The organism is Streptococcus suis YS161 (assembly GCF_002760245.1).
Lineage (GTDB): Bacteria > Bacillota > Bacilli > Lactobacillales > Streptococcaceae > Streptococcus > Streptococcus suis_I.
The window spans coordinates 23,311-43,274 of record NZ_ASCA01000065.1; the positions used below are offsets into that span (position 1 = coordinate 23,311).

16 protein-coding genes are annotated in these 19,964 nt (G+C 41.8%); all 16 read left to right on the top strand.

What is annotated here, in order from left to right; translation table 11 throughout:
• Window positions 1–63 precede the first annotated feature (63 nt).
• The 16 genes from SST111_RS08900 to ftsZ all read left to right on the top strand — a co-directional run bounded on the left by SST111_RS08900 (window position 64) and on the right by ftsZ (window position 19,962).
• Entirely contained in the window at window positions 64–2,715 is a 2,652-nt protein-coding gene (locus tag SST111_RS08900) for a valine--tRNA ligase (protein WP_099810771.1), read from the top strand.
• Between the two features lie 81 nt (window positions 2,716–2,796).
• Window positions 2,797–3,597 (top strand): Fic family protein, encoded by an 801-nt coding sequence (locus SST111_RS08905; protein WP_099810774.1) that lies wholly within the window; start codon window positions 2,797–2,799, stop codon window positions 3,595–3,597.
• A gap of 66 nt (window positions 3,598–3,663) precedes the next feature.
• Window positions 3,664–4,422 (top strand): DUF3883 domain-containing protein, encoded by a 759-nt coding sequence (locus SST111_RS08910; protein ID WP_099810776.1) that lies wholly within the window; start codon window positions 3,664–3,666, stop codon window positions 4,420–4,422.
• Window positions 4,423–4,434: 12 nt separating this feature from the next.
• Window positions 4,435–7,143, top strand: coding sequence for a TOTE conflict system archaeo-eukaryotic primase domain-containing protein (locus tag SST111_RS08915; RefSeq protein ID WP_099810779.1), 2,709 nt, complete (start codon window positions 4,435–4,437; stop codon window positions 7,141–7,143).
• Between the two features lie 218 nt (window positions 7,144–7,361).
• On the top strand, window positions 7,362–7,784 hold the full coding sequence (locus SST111_RS12460) for a hypothetical protein (RefSeq protein WP_257211856.1): 423 nt from the start codon (window positions 7,362–7,364) through the stop codon (window positions 7,782–7,784).
• Between the two features lie 17 nt (window positions 7,785–7,801).
• Window positions 7,802–7,987 (top strand): hypothetical protein, encoded by a 186-nt coding sequence (locus tag SST111_RS12465; RefSeq protein WP_257211857.1) that lies wholly within the window; start codon window positions 7,802–7,804, stop codon window positions 7,985–7,987.
• Window positions 7,980–9,134 (top strand): spr1629 family repressor/antitoxin, encoded by a 1,155-nt coding sequence (locus SST111_RS08925; protein ID WP_099810782.1) that lies wholly within the window; start codon window positions 7,980–7,982, stop codon window positions 9,132–9,134. The genes SST111_RS12465 and SST111_RS08925 overlap by 8 nt, the downstream gene beginning before the upstream one ends.
• 14 nt (window positions 9,135–9,148) lie before the next feature.
• Complete coding sequence (locus SST111_RS08930; protein ID WP_099810785.1) at window positions 9,149–10,207, top strand: MmcQ/YjbR family DNA-binding protein; 1,059 nt, start codon at window positions 9,149–9,151, stop codon at window positions 10,205–10,207.
• Window positions 10,208–10,292: 85 nt separating this feature from the next.
• Window positions 10,293–11,285 carry an aspartate--ammonia ligase gene (gene asnA / locus SST111_RS08935; protein WP_014637558.1) on the top strand — a complete coding sequence of 331 codons (993 nt, stop codon included), beginning with the start codon at window positions 10,293–10,295 and terminating at the stop codon, window positions 11,283–11,285.
• A 132-nt stretch (window positions 11,286–11,417) separates the two neighbouring features.
• Window positions 11,418–13,265, top strand: a complete 1,848-nt coding sequence (typA, locus tag SST111_RS08940) for a translational GTPase TypA (protein ID WP_099810788.1) — start codon at window positions 11,418–11,420, stop codon at window positions 13,263–13,265.
• Window positions 13,266–13,282: 17 nt separating this feature from the next.
• Window positions 13,283–13,573, top strand: coding sequence for a DUF3165 family protein (locus SST111_RS08945; RefSeq protein ID WP_002943024.1), 291 nt, complete (start codon window positions 13,283–13,285; stop codon window positions 13,571–13,573).
• Between the two features lie 97 nt (window positions 13,574–13,670).
• On the top strand, window positions 13,671–15,020 hold the full coding sequence (murD, locus tag SST111_RS08950; RefSeq protein WP_099810791.1) for a UDP-N-acetylmuramoyl-L-alanine--D-glutamate ligase: 1,350 nt from the start codon (window positions 13,671–13,673) through the stop codon (window positions 15,018–15,020).
• Between the two features lie 2 nt (window positions 15,021–15,022).
• On the top strand, window positions 15,023–16,087 hold the full coding sequence (locus SST111_RS08955) for a UDP-N-acetylglucosamine--N-acetylmuramyl-(pentapeptide) pyrophosphoryl-undecaprenol N-acetylglucosamine transferase (protein ID WP_044764548.1): 1,065 nt from the start codon (window positions 15,023–15,025) through the stop codon (window positions 16,085–16,087).
• A 5-nt stretch (window positions 16,088–16,092) separates the two neighbouring features.
• Entirely contained in the window at window positions 16,093–17,175 is a 1,083-nt protein-coding gene (locus SST111_RS08960) for a cell division protein FtsQ/DivIB (protein WP_099810793.1), read from the top strand.
• A gap of 152 nt (window positions 17,176–17,327) precedes the next feature.
• Window positions 17,328–18,707: a cell division protein FtsA gene (ftsA, locus tag SST111_RS08965; RefSeq protein ID WP_099810796.1), complete on the top strand. Its 1,380-nt coding sequence runs from the start codon at window positions 17,328–17,330 to the stop codon at window positions 18,705–18,707.
• Window positions 18,708–18,732: 25 nt separating this feature from the next.
• Window positions 18,733–19,962 (top strand): cell division protein FtsZ, encoded by a 1,230-nt coding sequence (ftsZ, locus tag SST111_RS08970; RefSeq protein ID WP_099810799.1) that lies wholly within the window; start codon window positions 18,733–18,735, stop codon window positions 19,960–19,962.
• Window positions 19,963–19,964 lie beyond the last annotated feature (2 nt).

Here is a 19,964-nt window from a genome sequence, read left to right on the forward strand (position 1 = left end):
CTATTTCTAGCTTGAGGATAGTATAAACTAATTTTCTTAAAGAATACTAAAGGAGAAAAAATAATGTCAAAAGAATTATCACCAAAATACAATCCAGCCGAGGTTGAGGCTGGTCGTTATCAAACTTGGTTGGACCAAGATGTCTTTAAGCCGTCAGGCGATGCGGAGGCCAAGCCCTATTCAATCGTGATTCCGCCGCCAAACGTAACAGGGAAGTTGCACCTGGGACATGCTTGGGATACCACCCTTCAAGATATTATCATCCGTCAGAAGCGCATGCAGGGCTTTGACACCCTCTGGCTTCCAGGTATGGACCATGCGGGGATTGCCACTCAGGCTAAGGTTGAGGAGCGCTTGCGGGAGCAAGGCGTGACCCGTTATGACTTGGGTCGTGAAAAATTCCTTGAAAAAGTCTGGGAATGGAAGGATGAGTATGCAGCGACCATTCGTGAGCAATGGGGCAAGTTGGGTCTGTCTTTGGACTACCAACGTGACCGCTTCACGCTGGACGAAGGCTTGTCAAAAGCTGTTCGCAAGGTCTTTGTAGAACTTTACAAAAAAGGCTGGATCTACCGTGGCGAATTTATCATCAACTGGGACCCAGCAGCTCGCACAGCCCTTTCTGACATCGAGGTTATTCACAAGGACGTCGAAGGTGCCTTCTACCATATGAATTACATGTTGGAAGACGGCTCTCGTGCCCTTCAAGTTGCGACAACCCGTCCTGAAACCATGTTTGGTGACGTTGCGGTTGCGGTTAACCCAGAAGACCCACGTTACAAGGACTTGATCGGAAAAAATGTTATCCTGCCAATTGTGAACAAGCCAATCCCGATCGTTGCGGATGAGCACGCGGATCCTGAATTTGGTACAGGGGTTGTGAAAATCACTCCAGCCCACGATCCAAATGACTTCCTCGTAGGTCAACGCCACAATCTGCCACAAGTCAATGTTATGAACGACGACGGCACTATGAATGAGTTGGCAGGCGAATTTGCAGGTATGGACCGCTTTGAAGCCCGTAAGGCAACGGTTGCTAAGTTGCAAGAACTGGGTGCCCTTGTGGAAATCGAAAACCGTGTGCATTCTGTTGGACACTCTGAGCGTACAGGTGTGGTAGTCGAGCCACGTTTGTCAACCCAATGGTTTGTTAAGATGGACCAATTGGCCAAGAATGCCATTGCCAACCAAGATACAGCTGACAAGGTAGAATTTTATCCACCACGTTTCAACGATACCTTCCTACAATGGATGGAAAATGTACATGACTGGGTCATTTCGCGTCAGCTTTGGTGGGGGCATCAGATTCCAGCATGGTATAACGAATCTGGCGAAATGTACGTCGGAGAAGAGGCTCCAGCAGGTGACGGTTGGGTACAGGATGAGGATGTCCTAGATACCTGGTTCAGCTCTGCCCTTTGGCCCTTCTCAACCATGGGCTGGCCTGACGAAAATGCGGCGGACTTCCAGCGTTACTTCCCAACTTCAACCTTGGTAACGGGCTACGACATCATCTTCTTCTGGGTGTCACGAATGATTTTCCAATCGCTTGAGTTCACAGGCCGTCAGCCATTCAAGAACGTGCTGATCCACGGTTTGATCCGTGACGAAGAAGGTCGCAAGATGTCCAAGTCGCTTGGAAATGGGATTGACCCGATGGATGTCATCGAGAAATACGGTGCGGACGCTTTGCGTTGGTTCTTGTCAAACGGCTCTGCTCCTGGTCAAGATGTTCGCTTCTCTTATGAGAAGATGGACGCGTCTTGGAACTTCATCAACAAGATTTGGAACATTTCCCGCTACATCCTCATGAACAATGAAGGCTTGACCTTGGATGCGGCGCTTGAGAATATTGCCAAAGTCGCAGCTGGCGAGGCTGGTAACGTGACGGACCGCTGGATTCTCCACAACCTCAACGAAACCATTGCCAAGGTTACTGAAAACTTTGACAAGTTCGAGTTTGGTGTGGCTGGTCATATCCTCTACAACTTCATCTGGGAAGAGTTCGCCAACTGGTATGTCGAGCTGACCAAGGAGGTCCTTTACAGCGATAACGAGGCTGAGAAAGTCATGACCCGCTCTGTCCTTCTCTACACGCTGGACCAAATCCTTCGCCTCCTCCACCCAATCATGCCGTTTGTGACGGAAGAGATCTTCGCCCAGTACGCAGAGGGATCTATCGTGGTGGCAGCCTATCCTGTTGTCAACCCAGCATTTGAAAATGCGGAAGCCCACAAGGGAGTGGAGAGCCTTAAGGACTTGATCCGTTCGGTGCGAAATAGCAGAGCAGAAGTGAATGTTGCGCCATCTAAGCCGATTACCATTTTGATTAAGACGGCAGATAGCGAGCTTGAAACCTTCTTCAAGGCAAATGAAAACTACATCCGACGCTTTACCAATCCAGAACAGTTGGAAATCAGCTCAAGCATAGCTGCACCAGAATTAGCCATGTCAGCTGTTATCACCGGTGCGGAAATCTTCTTGCCACTAGCCGACCTCCTCAACGTCGAAGAAGAGTTGGCTCGACTAGACAAAGAACTTGCCAAATGGCAAAAAGAACTAGACATGGTCGGCAAAAAACTCAGCAACGAACGCTTCATCGCCAACGCCAAACCAGAAGTCGTTGAAAAAGAAAAAGAAAAACAAGCCGACTACCAAGCAAAATATGATGCGACAGTAGGACGGATTGAAGAAATGAAAAAACTTGTTAAGTAGGTAGAATAGGATAAAACGCCCAGCCTAAAAAGGCTGGGTTTTGTGGTATAATAAGGCTAGAAATTCAAACAGGAGGAGTCTATGCAACCAACTTACAACATTGATAATCCCAATCTTTCCTACGAAGCCAAGCAAGAACTCTGGGAAACTGGTTTTGGTCTTCAAAAAGTGGATGGGTTGACTCCGTCTGTTTATATGGAAGAGTTGGCTGATAGGCAGGCTCGTGGAGAGTACACTTATGAGCAGGTGTACCAGGAAATTACGAAATACCACCAGTCAACTGATGCCAGTACACAAGAGGCAGATATCGTCTCTCTCCGGATTGTTGAAATGCTTTCTCAAAATGGTTTTAGCCTCCGACCAACCACTCTCTTACATATCCACAAAGAGCTCTTTCAGGATATTTTTGATAGTAGTGTTCCAATTGGTGAGTATCGAACGGTTAACATTACAAAAAACGAGCCAGTTTTAAAGGGGGACACTGTGATTTATTCAGATTTTCCCTTGATTGTTGCCACTTTGGACTATGATTTCCAGCAAGAAAGGGATTTTTCTTATGCTGGATTAGATAAAAAAGCCATTGTTGCCCATATCCAATCCTTTATTTCAGGTGTTTGGCAAATCCACCCATTCCGTGAAGGGAATACTCGAACAATCACCGTATTTCTCATCAAATACCTTCGCTCACTTGGTTTCGAGATTGATAATGAGCCTTTTCAAAAACATGCAAAATATTTCCGTGATGCGCTTGTACTTGACAATGCTAAGTTAGTCAATAAACGGTCGGATTTTTTAACTGCCTTTTTTGAAAATCTCCTCTTGAACGGTCAGAATGATCTATCAAGTGAGAGGATGTACGAGGAGTTGGGGGTTGTTGAATAACGAGAAATTAGTGTATGTATCCAGCCTAAATAGGGGTATAATGAGGACAATAAGCAGGTATAAGTTATGAGTAAACACAAATATTATCATTTATTAAATCTAATTGGCTATGGTTTGGCTAAATTTGACACCCAGTTAATCAAGCAATTTGGTTTCGAAACAAAGGCGGATTTCTATCAGTATTTTGTTCAGATTGGTTTGGCGGAAACAACAGGTGTTATCAAGCAACGTATGGATTTGTTTGATCCTTATTTTGAAAATGGTCGTCGAGGCTGGTGGCAGAAAAAAGATGTTTATGAGCATCGGAAATTGTTTATAGATAGCTTATTTGGCACGGCAGATGTAAAGGAATTTGCAGATATTTTGAAAATGAGTTTGAAAGAAGAGGGTTTCTTGGCGGATATTTTAGTAGTTCAAAGACCGATTGTTCAAACACGATTTCGGAAATTGCAGGAAACGGGTTTAGAAGCGGAGCAATACTTTTTACAACATTTTCAGTCAGTGCCTCTGTTTAAAGCAGGGAGTATTGAGGATGCCAGATTGTATGGGGATGGGTATGATTTTCAAGTCACGACGACGAACAAGATCTTTTTATCCGAAGTAAAAGGAATCCGAGAAAATAGAGGTCGTTTTAGAATGACTGAGAAAGAGTTTTTTAAAGCAAAAGAGTTTCCCAATCAATTTGTCTTGTCTTTAGTGTTAAATCTGGACAATGTTCCTAGAATTGTGATAATCGAAAATTCGTTGAAAGAGCTGAACTTTATAGAAAAAATAGTTCAGTCAAAAGCAGTAAAGGAATATCATGTTCTTGAGGATATTTATTAAAGAGGAACTCACATGTCTTATTATTATGAAAAATTAACGGGTAAGGTTGCAAAGCATCTTGCTCGTTTTCCCTATTATGCTACCGATAAGATTCTGAATTTAATGCAATTTCAAGATAACAATCAGCAGTTTCTGATAAGTGATAAGCATTTGTATGATTACTTTGAAGAACAAAAACATCAACTAAGTACCGATGAAAAACTCTCTATTCTGTTCAGCCTATTTAAGGGACGTATAGATGTTTATGCGAAATCTTATATTGATGAAAATGGAAAAATCAACTATTTTCCTTCTTACAACTATGGTTGGAAAAAACTTCCTGTTGAAAAGAGAACTTGTCAACCCTTGACCAAACAGGTATTGTTGGCTCATCTACGTGGCGAAATGAGTATTGGCATTTTTCCAATGAGTCTATCAGACACATGTTCCTTTTTGGTGATTGATTTTGATAAAAAGAATTGGAGAGAAGAGGTCTCCATTCTAAGAGATACAGCAGAACAACATGGCTTTGAGGGGCATCTCGAAATCTCTCGTTCGGGCAATGGTGCCCACCTCTGGTTTTTCTTCGAGGAAGAAATTACATGTCAGCAGGCGAGAAATGTTGGAAAAAGACTGCTGGAATTGGCTATGCAGGAGTCAAAAAATATTCGCTTTTCTTCATTTGACCGTATGTTTCCAAATCAAGATATTCTGCCCAAGGGAGGATTTGGCAATCTTATCGCACTGCCCTTACAAGGGGAAGCTTTCAAGAAGGGAAGAACCGTTTTTGTTGATAAACATTTTCAGCCCTTTTCTGAACAATGGACCTATCTTCAACAGGTTCAAAAGATTGGCCAGAAGAAAATTCTAGATTTCTTAGGACAGGAGTTTTCGGATTCTGTAGATGATACAGTGTTAGATTGTAGCTTATCAAACGTTATTCGAGTTGAGAAGAGGTTTATTTCTTCAAAAACAAATTACTTATTGAGAAAGCTGGCATCTTTTCCTAACCCTGAATTTTATTTAAAACAAGCGACTAGACAGCCAACTTATCAGACTCCAGAACGCATCTATTTATTTGAAGAAACGGATGAAGCATTGCATCTTCCAAGAGGAATACTTGCTAAGCTACAAGAAATATTTGAAACAGTAACTGTTAGGGACAATCGCAACAGTTTATCTCCGATTCAGATTTCTTTCAAAGGGATCTTACGTTTTGAGCAGGAGCTTGTTTTGGCAGATTTATTAGCTAGTGAGAATGGCTTGCTATGTGCCGAAACAGGTTTTGGGAAGACAGTTCTGGGGGCAGCCTTGATTGCACAAAGGAAATGCCGAACGCTTATCTTAGTTCATAATCGTCAACTGATGGAGCAGTGGTTGGAAAGGTTGGATGAATTTTTAGAGATTGAAGAGGAAGAGGCGGTTCGCTATACTCCTTCAGGGCGTGTAAAAGTAATAGGGCATATTGGGCAATATGGGGCTTCTAAAAGATGGAGGAGCAAACTGGTGGATGTGGTTATGATTCAATCTCTCTTCCAATTGGACACTATTTCCGAATTTTTGTCGGATTACGATATGATGATTGTGGATGAATGCCATCATGTGACAGCCTTGCAGTTTGAAAAAGTAGTTGCTCAATTTGCTGGTCAATATCTATATGGTCTAACAGCAACGCCAGAGCGTAAAAATGGACATCAACCGATTGTCTTTCAACGGATTGGTTCAATATTACATACTGCCCAATCAGGCCAATACGATTTTAAAAAGAGGATGCTTCTCCGATTAACATCTTTTGGAAAGTTGGATTTGGAGCAGTCGAATAGTACGAACTTTTCAGCCCTTAATGATTGGCTTGCCAAAGATTTACATCGCAATACTTTGATTGTGCAAGATATTTTCAAACTATATCAAGAAAAGCGAAACATCCTTGTCTTAGTCAATCGACGGGAACATATAGAACTATTGGAAAGGCTACTTATTGAAAAAGAAATGACCAATATTTTTTGTCTGAGTGGAGCGAGTAAAAGACGAGATACGAAAGAACTCCTGAAAAGAATCAGTGAGCTAGATGAGAATAGTCCCTTTGTCCTCATTTCAACAGGAAAGTATATTGGCGAGGGGTTTGATATGCCAAAGTTGGATACATTAATTTTGGCAGCTCCCTTGTCTTGGAAAAATAATCTCATACAGTATGCGGGGCGGCTCCATCGTCCCTATCAAGGAAAAACTGAGGTGAGAATAGTCGACTATCTAGATATACACGTTCCTTATCTTGAAAGAATGTACCAGAAACGTCAGATAGCTTATCGAAAAATGGCTTATCAGGTTGGAGAGAAAGAACAAACCCAAGTATTATTCAGTGGTAGGAACTACGAGGAGAAATTTAGAGAGGATTTGCGGAACACACGCTCAACAGTCTATTTACAATTGCATTCGTTCACTTCTAGTAAAATTCAGGAACTACTGGGACTGCTCCGAGGAAAACAAGTCGTTATTCATATTTCCAAAAACCATAAGTTAAGTGAGTGGTTAATGGGGTTAAACAGTGACAATGTGAAGGTGAAGCTTGTACCAGAAAGGATTGGTACGACAACAGTTATCTTAGATAGTACTACCGTTTGGTACGGCAATTTATCCCCCTTTATTCATCAGTCGGATGATCAAGCTAGTTTGTTAAGGTTAGAAAGTCGATCTATTGCTGAAGAATTGCTTGAAAAATTTGAGAATTCAAATATTAAATAAAAAATCCGAATACTGTTCTGTTTGGATCTTTCTTTAAAAAAAGAACCATATTTGTATTAAAATTTAATATTTTGTATAAAAATATGATAAAATAATGAAAAATGTAGGTGCATATGGAAAAAGAAGTATTTACTCCCGATCAAAGTCAATCTATTGTAGATGCTATATTGAAGGGATACAAGTCCTATCTTGATGAGTGAATTGAAAAGAGAAGAACAATGCATGTTTCTGCTGGTTATGCTTGGACTAAAGCTAATCATATAGATGATGCTCTTGCGACTGCAAACCTAAATTTTATTGATAAATTTGAGTTGAAACATGCGAGTCAATCTTGGGAGTTTTTAGAATTTAACTCAGAAAATCAACTATTAGGACGTGTATGTTTTGTTTTAAAAGGTCTTACTCGCTTGCGGCAGGTTTTTCCAACAGCAGTAAAAAGTGGAAAGGGCTATTTATTTGACTATGCTCAAATAAATACAGCTTACCGAGAAAATCTTTCAAGGAATACCGATGAAAGTACGCCTTCCCAGTTCAGATGGAGCTGTTTGATGACAGCCTTTTTGAGATTTTACATCGTTCTGAACAATCTATCAACAACTTTTTCTTTATCACATACCAAGCCAATGAATTACATCATTTGATAACTATTAAAGTCATTATGCTCGATTCAAGAAATGGGAAATTGATTGAAATTCAAGATTTATCAACATTTATTTCTACAAGTAGTATCAATTTTAACGATGAAAAATATCAACAATTACAAGGTTTATCAGAGATTGATGATGTTGCGGATTTTGAGATTATCCCTCGTCGCGCTTCAGAAAAGAAGCTTAGAAATGTTTAATGGTTCAAGGTTAGATGAATTACGACTTCTGAATGGTCTTTCGCGTGCAGATTTGGCAAGAGAGCTTGAAGTGACCGAACAGGCTATATGGCAATTTGAAACTGGAGTTACACTTCCAAAAATGAAAAATAAGATAGCAATGGCTCGTTTTTTTCAGGTTGAAGTTGACTATTTTGATGCTGTTGATAAGAATGGTTCATTCTCACTAAGTCGCATTGCCTTTCGGAATGCAGACCTTGAGGCAAAAAAAAACATCCATATCCAAATGGTATATTTGGAAAAAATGAATCAAATGATAGATTATTTGGAGAACTTTGTATCCATTCCTAATCAAATAATTTACCAGTTAGTTGATAGTATTGAGCAAAAACTTCAGCAACATGAATCACTTGAGTTTATTGCTGATCATGCTAGAGAGGTATTGGCAGTATCAGTTGATAATGCCAATCTCCTCTATAGTTTAGAAAAATCTGGGATATACATTTCAGAGAGATTAATCAATGGAAATGCGGATGCCTATAGTGCTTGGTCACGTAATGGTCGACCTTTTATCGTTTTGGGACTGGGAAAATCAGCGGTACGACGTAATTTTGATTTAGCACATGAACTAGGGCATCTACTCTTGCACAACCAAGTAGATTTTGAGGAACTGTCAAAAGAAGAATTAGAGGAAAAAGAGAAAGAAGCCAATCAATTCGCCTCCTATTTCCTGTTACCTAGGAAACAATTTTTAATGGATTTTGTGAATATTGTAGGTAAGCGTGTCAGCAATCCTGAACAATATATCTTGTTAAAAAAACGTTTTGGTGTCTCAATTCAAGCGCTTGAATATAGAGCCTACAAGCTTGGCTTACTGACTCCACAGCAAAATTCTTATTTCTATCGGCAGATTTCAAAAAAAGGATATAAAGCAGTTGAGCCACTAGATTTGGAAATTCCCTTAAAGAAACCAAGTAAAATCAGAAGTATCTTAGATGTCATCCTTTCAAACAATCTTTTAACTCTGTCAGATATTGAACGAAATCAGAGGGTGTCAAAGAATTTTATCAGTCAATTATTTTCATTTGATGTGAAATTTTTTGATAAGTATTTGCTTCAATTAGATACGTTTGATAATGTAATTCCATTGTTTTCTAGAAAACAATGATGGGGAGTAGAGTAATGAACAAAATCAATTCTTACAAAATCCACCTCCCCTCTCTCATTCCTTTCGGTTTCATCTTCTCCGATGGTCGTTACACCTACCGTGAGGTCTTCATGGAGGGGCAGTTCGAGGCAGTGGTGGAGGTTGATGAGGCTGGTCAGCTGTCGTCATTTGTCTGGGATTGCGAGATGGAGGAGGTCTATACCGCCCATCTGGTGACTGCGCCAGCTGGAGTTTTTGTGGGGCAGGTGCGTGAGGCTTATCAGTCCATTTTGGCTCGAGTAGAGGATGCTTGTTGTATCGCTCTGCCATTTTCCCAAAATCAAAGCAACCGCATAGCTCAGCTCATCAAGGAGCAGTGGGGTGACCTACCTGATTATCCCTTTGCCAAGTTGCCGACCTATGGGGCCTTTCGCCACCCTGCCAATAACAAGTGGTACGCTTTGGTCAGTCAGATTCCGAGAGATAAGTTGGATGGGAGTGGGTCGCAGGAGCTGGTGGAGATTGTCAATCTCAAGGTTGACGGTCGGGAAATAGCAGAGCTGCTGAGCCAGTCGGGCATTTACCCTGCCTACCACATGTCAAAGAAGACCTGGGTGTCGGTCTTGCTGGATGAGACTGTGGAGGACCAGATGGTTTTTGTCCTCCTTGAGAAGAGCCGTTATCTGGTAGGACCAAAATCCTACAAGGCGGAGCAAGGGCCTGATTACTGGGTTATTCCAGCCAATCCAAAGGTCTATGATATTGATACCGAGTTTGTGGAAAATAAGGTAGTCTCTTGGCCGCAAAAATCAACCATTCAAGCTGGGGACATCGTAGCCATCTATGTGACGGCGCATGTACAGGCCATTCGCTATGTCTGCCGTGTCTTGGGGGCGAACTTAGAAAATCGCGGGGAATCAGACATTCCTACAGAAAAGAAAGTCATGCAGGTGGAATTGCTCGCTCAGTTTTCCGATGATGTGTTGCCGAGAGCGCGCATGATGGACTTGGGAGTCAGGGCGGTGCGTGGTCCTAGACGCTTGACAGAGGGCGTGATAGAAGTACTGACATCCGAAGTGAAAAACCTCCATTAAATTATCAGAATATTTAATAAAAAGACTTTACAAGTGGGTAAAAAAGAGTATAATAAGGTGTATAAATTTTACGAGGAGGTAAGGTATGAAGAAAAGCTTCATTCATCAGCAAGAGGAGATTTCTTTCGTCAAAAATACATTCACCCAGTATTTGAAAGACAAGCTAGAAATCGTAGAAGTGCAAGGACCGATTTTGAGTCGTGTCGGGGATGGTATGCAGGATAATTTGTCCGGTGTGGAGAATGCGGTTACTGTTAATGTGAAGTTGATTCCAGATGCGACCTATGAAGTGGTTCACTCACTTGCTAAGTGGAAGCGTCATACCTTGGCTCGATTCGGTTTTAATGAGGGAGAAGGGCTCTTTGTTCACATGAAAGCTCTTCGTCCAGATGAGGATTCCTTGGATCCGATTCACTCGGTGTATGTGGATCAATGGGACTGGGAGAAGGTTATTCCTGATGGTCGTCGGAATTTAGCTTACTTGAAAGAAACAGTGGAGCAGATTTACAAGGCTATCCGTCTGACCGAATTGGCAGTTGAAGCTCGTTATGATATTGAGTCTGTTTTGCCTAAGAAAATCACCTTTATCCATACTGAGGATTTGGTCAAGAACTTCCCAGACTTGACACCAAAAGAGCGTGAAAATGTGGTTGCCAAAGAATACGGTGCGGTCTTCCTAATCGGTATCGGTGGAGAACTGGCAGATGGTAAACCACATGACGGACGCGCCCCAGACTATGATGACTGGACAAGCCCATCAGAAGCAGGCTACAAAGGACTCAATGGAGACATCTTGGTTTGGAACGAAGCACTTGGTTCAGCCTTTGAGTTGTCCTCAATGGGGATTCGTGTGGATGAAGAAGCACTTAAACGCCAGGTCGCTATTACAGGTGACGAGGACCGTTTGGAATTTGATTGGCATCGTGCCCTTTTGAATGGTCTCTTCCCGCTTTCGATTGGTGGCGGTATTGGTCAATCCCGTTTGGCCATGTTCTTGCTTCGTAAGAAACATATTGGTGAAGTGCAGTCCAGTGTTTGGCCACAAGAAGTGCGTGATAATTTTGAGAACATTTTGTAAGAGGTTGGCTTCAATCTCTTTTCTTCTGCTTTCAATCTGCTATCTGAAAACATTTACAACAAGATTATCTGTGATTTTTGCGTCAATCTATGATATACTTTTTTAGTTAAATTAAAAAATATAGAGGATATTATGACAAAACTTAGAGAAGACATCCGTAACGTAGCTATTATTGCCCACGTTGACCACGGAAAAACAACCCTCGTTGATGAATTATTGAAACAATCTCAAACCCTTGATGAGCGTACGCAATTGGATGAGCGTGCCATGGACTCAAACGACATCGAAAAAGAGCGTGGTATCACTATTCTTGCTAAAAACACTGCCGTAGCTTACAACGGTACTCGTATCAACATCATGGACACACCGGGACACGCGGACTTCGGTGGTGAGGTTGAGCGTATCATGAAAATGGTTGACGGTGTTGTCCTTGTTGTGGATGCCTACGAAGGTACCATGCCACAGACTCGTTTCGTATTGAAAAAAGCCCTTGAACAAAACTTGACACCAATCGTCGTTGTCAACAAGATTGACAAACCATCTGCTCGTCCAGAAGAAGTTGTTGATGAAGTGCTTGAACTCTTCATCGAACTTGGTGCAGATGATGACCAGTTGGAATTCCCAGTGGTTTACGCATCAGCTATCAATGGTACTTCATCTTTGTCTGACAATCCAGCAGACCAAGAAGAAACAATGGCACCAATTTTCGATACCATCATCGAGCATATCCCTGCACCAGTGGATAACTCAGATGAGCCTTTGCAGTTCCAAGTATCCCTTTTGGACTACAACGACTTCGTAGGTCGTATCGGTATCGGTCGTGTCTTCCGTGGAACTGTTAAAGTTGGTGACCAAGTTACCCTTTCTAAACTAGACGGTACAACTAAAAACTTCCGTGTTACTAAACTCTTTGGTTTCTTCGGTCTTGAGCGTAAGGAAATCCAAGAAGCAAAAGCCGGTGATTTGATTGCTGTTTCTGGTATGGAAGACATCTTCGTTGGTGAAACTGTAACACCAACTGATGCGATTGAGCCACTTCCAGTTCTTCGTATCGATGAGCCAACTCTTCAAATGACTTTCTTGGTCAACAACTCACCATTTGCTGGTCGTGAAGGTAAATGGGTAACATCACGTAAAATCGAAGAGCGCCTTTTGGCAGAATTGCAAACGGACGTTTCTCTCCGTGTTGACCCTACTGACTCTCCAGATAAATGGACTGTTTCAGGTCGTGGGGAATTGCACTTGTCTATCTTGATTGAAACCATGCGTCGTGAGGGCTATGAGCTTCAAGTATCACGTCCAGAAGTTATCATCAAGGAAATCGACGGCGTGAAGATGGAGCCATTCGAGCGCGTGCAAATTGATACACCAGAAGAATACCAAGGTTCTGTTATCCAATCCCTTTCTGAGCGTAAGGGTGATATGTTGGATATGGTTGCGACAGGTAATGGTCAAACTCGTCTTGTTTTCCTTGTGCCTGCGCGTGGTTTGATTGGTTATTCAACAGAATTCCTTTCAATGACGCGTGGTTACGGTATCATGAACCATACTTTCGACCAATACTTGCCAGTTGTTCAAGGTGAGATCGGTGGTCGTCACCGTGGTGCCCTTGTTTCTATCGATCAAGGTAAGGCAACGACATACTCTATCATGCGTATTGAAGAGCGTGGTACCATCTTTGTAAACCCAGGTACTGAAGTGTACGAAGGAATGATTATCGGTGAAAACTCGCGTGAAAATGACTTGACAGTTAACATCACAACTGCAAAACAAATGACCAACGTTCGTTCAGCTACCAAAGACCAAACGTCTGTAATTAAGACACCACGTATCTTGACTCTTGAAGAATCCCTTGAATTCTTGAACGATGACGAATACATGGAAGTAACGCCAGAATCTATCCGTCTTCGTAAGCAAATCTTGAACAAGGCAGAGCGTGACAAGGCTGCGAAGAAGAAAAAATTAGCGACTGAGGAATAATTTCTAGGAGAAGAAGCATGTTTTATTTAATCCTCGCCATCATGTTAGTACTTTTTTATATATTTGTGGCACCTCGCAATATTAAGGGGACTATGAATTTGATTGCGGCAGTATTTTTACTGGTAGCATTAGCGATTGCCTTGGTACTTGGATTTTTAAGAATCATGCAATTTTCAAAGGAAATTTGGGTTGGTCTACTAATGATTCTGATTGGTTTTTGGGCGATGCGGGATATTTATTATCTCGATAAAGAACCGAAAGACAGGCAGAGGAGGACAGAGCGACCTGGTCCTTATAGATATAGATGAAATTAACCGACGCTTTGCGTCGGTTTTTCTGTCCTCTGGCTTGAAAAAGGTCTTCGTAAAGGGTAAAATAAGGTGTTAGAAAGTAAAGGTATTTGAGATGAAGATGGTTGATATTGTAAAAAATAAGAAAGTGTTAGTGCTAGGTTTAGCTAAATCAGGGGAATCTGCAGCCCGTCTCCTAGATAAATTGGGTGCTATCGTCACTGTTAACGATGGAAAGCCTTTTGAAGAAAATCCGACTGCTCAATCTTTGTTGGAAGATGGTATTCGTGTTATTTGCGGGAGCCATCCCTTGGAATTATTGGATGAAGATTTCGCTTTGATGGTAAAAAATCCAGGAATTCGCTATGATAATCCTATGGTTGAAAAAGCAATTGGCAAAGGAATTCCAGTATGGACAGAGGTTGAATTGGCCTACTTGGTAGCAGATGCTCCAATCGTGGGGATAACAGGTTCGAACGGCAAGACAACGACAACGACCATGATTGCAGAAGTCTTGAATGCTGGAAATAAACCTGCAAAATTATGTGGAAATATTGGTTACCCAGCATCTTCGGTCGCTCAAACTGCGACTGCAGAGGATACCTTGGTCATGGAATTATCGTCTTTCCAGTTAATGGGGACAGAATCTTTCCGTCCGCATATCGCCGTTGTGACCAATCTCATTGCCAGTCATATTGATTATCACGGGACTTTTGAAGACTACGTAGCAGCCAAATGGATGATTCAGCGTCAAATGACGGCTGAGGATTTTGTAGTGCTCAACTTCAACCAGAAAGAAGCCAAGGAATTGGCTGGACAGACCAAAGCAACTGTCGTTCCTTTTTCTACGCTGGAAGTGGTTGATGGAGCTTACTTGGCAGAAGGAAAACTCTATTTCAAGGGTGAATACATCATGGATGCTGACCAAATTGGTGTTCCAGGTTCACACAATGTTGAAAATGCCTTGGCAACAATTGTGGTTGCAAAATTGTTGGGAGTAGATCACCAAGCGATTCAGGAAAGTTTGTCTGCCTTTGGAGGTGTCAAACACCGCTTGCAATTTGTAGGTGAAATCAACGGTGTTTCCTTCTACAATGATAGTAAGTCTACCAATATCTTGGCGACTCAAAAAGCTCTTTCAGGGTTTGACAATAGCAAGGTCATTTTGATTGCAGGTGGATTAGACCGTGGCAATGAATTTGATGAATTAGTCCCTGATTTGGTCGGACTAAAGAACATGGTGCTCCTTGGTCAATCAGCTCCCCGTGTTCAACGCGCAGCAGATAAGGCAGAAGTGGAAACGATAGAAGCTCTCGATATTGCGGATGCGACTAGAAAAGCCTTTGCCATTGCGGAAAAAGGAGATATTGTCCTTTTAAGTCCAGCCAATGCAAGCTGGGATATGTATGCCAATTTTGAAGTGCGTGGCGACGTCTTCTTACAGACCTTTGAGGAGTTGAAATAATCATGAAAAAAATTGTTTTTACAGGCGGAGGGACTGTTGGGCACGTGACGCTCAATCTCCTCTTGATTCCGCGATTTTTGGAAGAAGGCTGGGAAGTCCACTATATTGGTGATGGGAACGGTATTGAGCATGAGCAGGTTGTGAAATCAGGTTTAGATGTCCATTTTCATTCTATTTCGACTGGGAAATTGCGCCGCTATTTCTCTTTCCAAAATATGTTGGACGTGTTTAAAGTCGGTTTCGGTGTACTTCAATCCTTGGCCATTATTGCTAAAATTCGTCCGCAAGCTCTTTTTTCAAAAGGTGGGTTTGTATCGGTTCCGCCAGTTATTGCAGCTAAATTCTTGCGAGTTCCGGTCTTTATCCATGAATCAGACTTAACAATGGGACTGGCCAATAAAATAGCCTATAAATTTGCGACAACCATGTATAGTACTTTTGAGCAACCTGCCAGCTTGACTAAAGTAAAACATGTTGGTGCGGTTACAAAAGTGGGGCAAACGAATGACAAAGTTACACCAATCCAGTTGCCAGAAATTCTCAGTCACTTCGATAAAAGTCTGCCGACCCTACTGTTTGTAGGTGGTTCGGGCGGTGCTAAAGTCTTTAATGATTTAATCAGTCAGAATAGTGCAGCTCTGACCGAACGATTCAATATTATCAACTTGACAGGGGACAGTAGTCTCAACCAATTAGATAAAAACCTATATAGAGTTGACTATGTGACAGAACTTTATCAACCGTTGATGGATTTAGCGGATGTCGTTATTACCCGTGGTGGTTCCAATACTCTGTTTGAGTTGATTGCCATGCAACAACTCCATTTGATTGTGCCTCTAGGACGACAGGCCAGTCGAGGGGATCAGATTGAAAATGCTCTCTATGCAGAGAAAAAGGGATATTCTAAGCAGATTGATGAAAGTCAATTGACATTTGCCAGCCTGTTAGTAGAAGTCGATGAGCTATTGAAAAATAAGGAATTTTATATCCAAAACATGGCAAATTCTAATGAAATTCAGTCAGTAGATAGTTTTTACAATTTGCTTAGAGAAGATATGGGAAGGTAGGTTCTATGACGGAAAAAGATTCAAATGTAGAAGAATCAGTGCTAGAAGTGGAACAGGCATCCCAAGTAGAATTGGATTCAGAGCAAATTTCACCAGTAGAGAAAGAATCTGTATTAGCCGAAGAAAAAGGACTTTCTACGGATGTAGACATACCTGACATGACTGCTCCGGATGATGAAAAAAGTGCCTTTTTCGAACAATGGAAAGCACGCCACCAAGCCTACCTTGCTCATAAAGATGACGCAGATATTCAGTCAGTTGACGAGGGGCAGACAGAACAGAAGATCCCAGAAGCTAAAAAGAGTAAAAGGGGCCTTTTTCAGGGAATAAACAGAAGACAAGAGAGTCTGGAATCCAAGACAGAAACAGAGAAAAAGGTCCAGCCTTTAAAAGTTGATATTCCTTCCAAAGTAGTCTGGAAAGCTATTCCGGTTCTTGTGACGAGTTTGTTACTGGCAGCTCTAGCCTTGTATTTTATTTCTCCAACCAGCAAGAAAAAACAAATAGAGGTTGTCGGAAATGAGCGACTAACTGCTGAGCAAGTAGAAAATTATAGCCTTATCTCTCCGGATGATTACAATGTAACTATAGCTTTGCATGCAGATGCTTACGCAAAGAATATTAAGAAGAATAGTTCGTCTGTAGAGACAGCAACAATCAAGTTCCATTTTCCAGCTGCCTTTACGATTCAAATTAAAGAATACGCTATCATAGGTTACATTCAGCAACAAAGTCAGTGGTATCCAGTATTGTCTAGTGGAGAGGTTGGCGGAGAGCCGATTTCACAGGATTCTTTGCCAGAAGGCTACACAACGATTAATTTATCCGACAAGGAATTAATCAAGGAACTGGCCATTGAATTGGGTAAAATAGATACAGGAATTCGTTCTGCTATTCAGACAATAAATTTAACGCCAAGTAAAGTGACCGCGGATTTGCTGACACTCAATATGGCGGATGGAAACACGGTTTTAGTTCCATTGAGTGAGATTAGCCAGAAGTTGCCTTACTATACAAAAATAGCGGCAGAAGTGACAGTTCCAACGACAATTGATATGGAAGTTGGTATTTATAGATATGCAAGCTGAAATAGATAATTTTGTAAAGAAAAAGTAATAAAAAAATCCTTTAAAAACACCATAATTCGATATAATATGGTATAATGAATGATGACTAATTATACTATTTTTCAAAATGGAAGATGATTTGTTAAAGTTGGAAGTAAGAGAGGACTGATAGAATGGCTAGAAACGGCTTTTTTACGGGATTAGATATTGGTACAAGCTCCGTTAAAGTCTTGGTTGCAGAATATATTGATAACGAAATGAATGTGATTGGGGTCAGCAATGTAAAAAGTGCTGGCGTCAAAGATGGAATTATTGTAAATATTGAGGTGGCTGCTGGAGCGATTAAAAAAGCGATCGAGCAGGCAGAAGAAAAGTCAGGTATCCGCATTGAAAAGGTAAATGTTGGATTACCTGCCAACCTTCTTCAGATTGAACCGACTCAAGGGATGATTCCTGTTACAACAGATTCACAAGAAATTACAGATTTGGATGTTGAGAATGTTGTAAAATCAGCATTGACAAAGAGTATGACTCCGGAACGCGAAGTGATTTCATTTATTCCAGAAGAGTTCACTGTCGATGGATTCCAAGGCATTAAGGACCCTCGTGGAATGATGGGAATTCGCTTGGAAATGCGTGGTATGCTGTACACAGGACCACGTACCATTCTTCACAATCTTCGTAAAACGGTGGAGCGTGCAGGTGTCCAAGTTGAAAATATTGTAATTTCTCCGTTGGCACTAACTCGCTCTGTATTGAATGAAGGTGAACGTGAGTTTGGTGCGACTGTCATTGATCTTGGTGGCGGTCAAACGACTGTGGCTGTTATGCGTGGCCAAGAGTTGCAATACACAAACATCTACCAAGAAGGTGGAGATTATATCACAAACGATATTTCAAAAGTATTGACAACTTCAAAGAGTATCGCTGAAAACTTGAAATACAACTACGGCATTGCCTATCCGCAAGATGCAAGTGATAAGGAAAAATTCACTGTTGACGTGATTGGAGAAAACGCTCCAGTTGAAGTGACCGAGCGCTACCTTTCAGAAGTGATAGCGGCACGTCTGCGTCAGATTTTTGACCGTGTGAAACAAGATTTGGAGCGTACACGTGCTCTAGATTTACCAGGAGGCATTGTTCTTGTAGGTGGTGGTGCTATCTTACCAGGAATTACAGAATTGGCCCAAGAAGTGTTTGGTGTTAACACTAAACTTTTTGTTCCAAATCAGATTGGTATCCGCAATCCAGCATTTGCAAGTGTGATTAGCTTTGTTGAGTATGTTGGTGAGTTAGAAGATGTTGAAAATATTGCCCAACATGCAGTAAATGGCGAAACTACCTTGAGACATAAGCCAGTTGAAATTCCTGTTGCTCGTCCTCGGATTAGTCAGCCAATTCAAAGAGAAATCGTGAACGAATTGAACACAGTTGATCAAGTAGAGGAACAAGTTGCTCCTACTTACCATGATGAGGAAGAAGAAGTTCGTCCAGCTGCTAAGGGAAACATCACAGATCGCATTCGTGGTTTGTTTGGCAGCATGTTTGAATAAGAGAAAAGAAAAGGTGATTTAAACTATGGCATTTTCATTTGAAGCAGCAGCTAATCATGGTGCTGTCATTAAAGTAATTGGTGTCGGCGGTGGTGGCGGGAACGCGATTAACCGTATGATTGAAGAAGGTGTTGCTGGGGTTGAGTTCATTGCAGCAAACACAGATGTACAAGCGCTAAGTAGCTCTAAAGCTGAAACAGTTATCCAACTAGGTCCTAAATTGACTCGTGGTTTGGGTGCTGGAGGTCAACCTGAGGTTGGTCGTAAAGCTGCTGAGGAAAGCGAAGAAGCATTGACTAATGTATTAACTGGTGCAGATATGGTCTTCATCACTGCTGGTATGGGCGGTGGCTCAGGGACTGGTGCGGCTCCTGTTATTGCACGTATTGCTAAAAACTTGGGTGCGTTGACTGTCGCAGTTGTGACTCGTCCGTTTGGTTTTGAAGGTAATAAACGTGGAAACTTTGCGATTGAGGGAATTGAAGGTCTTCGCGAACAAGTAGATACACTCTTAATTATTTCAAACAACAACCTTCTTGAAATTGTTGATAAGAAAACACCGCTTTTAGAAGCACTAAGCGAAGCTGATAATGTTCTTCGTCAAGGTGTTCAAGGAATTACAGACTTGATTACAAATCCTGGTTTGATTAACTTGGACTTTGCAGATGTGAAGACAGTTATGGAAAACAAAGGAAACGCCTTGATGGGTATCGGTATCGGTACTGGTGAGGACCGAGTGATTGAGGCGGCTCGTAAAGCGATTTATTCTCCTCTTCTTGAAACAACAATTGATGGTGCAGAGGATGTCATTGTCAATGTTACAGGTGGTTATGACATGACTCTGACAGAAGCAGAAGATGCTTCAGAAATCGTTAATCAGGCTGCGGGTCAAGGTGTTAACATTTGGTTGGGTACATCTATTGATGAAACAATGAAAGATGAGATTCGTGTGACTGTTGTGGCTACGGGTGTTCGTCAAGATACTGCTGATAAACCAGCCCGCCATCGCACGGAAGCTGTTTCACCACGCCCTTCTCAACGCTTTGATCATTCAGTAGCATCAGCACCAACTCGTGGAGCTGCACAACAAACTGAAGCGCCGAAAGCTTCTGCCTTCGGAGAGTGGGATTTGCGTCGTGAAAACTTGATTCGTCCAACTGACACAGAACCAACATCCACTGTTTCAGTCGAAAAATTTACAATGGATCAAGATGAGGATGAATTGGATACACCACCATTCTTCCGTAATCGCTAAAC